The sequence below is a fragment of the Novilysobacter selenitireducens genome (genome assembly GCF_020026895.1).
In the GTDB taxonomy this organism is placed as follows: Bacteria; Pseudomonadota; Gammaproteobacteria; order Xanthomonadales; family Xanthomonadaceae; genus Lysobacter_C; species Lysobacter_C selenitireducens.
In genome coordinates this window covers 1-283 of record NZ_JAINZW010000096.1, presented here as the reverse complement: position 1 = coordinate 283, position 283 = coordinate 1, and the positions used below count along the sequence as shown (strand labels likewise).

Here is a 283-nt window from a genome sequence, read left to right as displayed (position 1 = left end):
CACGGGCACGGTGGTGACGGCCGGTGCCGGCCCCTTGGCGAGGAGCAGCAGCCACGCGGTCCACCGTCGGGCCGGCATGGCCGACCGCGCGCGCAACGCGGCGATCGCCACGGCGGCATTGCGGAGCGATTTTCGCGTCGAGCGCGGTGACCCGGGCGATGGCGCGTCGAAATCGGTCCGCCCGGTGTGCCGGCGTCAACGCGACCACATCCGGGCCATCGGGCTCGTCCAACGGCGCGGTGGCGTCCGACCTTCGCGGTGGCCGGTGGCGTCACGCCGAGCA

1 protein-coding gene is annotated in these 283 nt (G+C 74.9%); it reads right to left on the bottom strand.

The features are described from left to right. A partial coding sequence (locus tag K6753_RS14595) for a hypothetical protein (RefSeq protein ID WP_223677186.1) occupies positions 1-232 on the bottom strand: 232 nt, incomplete at its 3' end. Positions 233-283 lie beyond the last annotated feature (51 nt).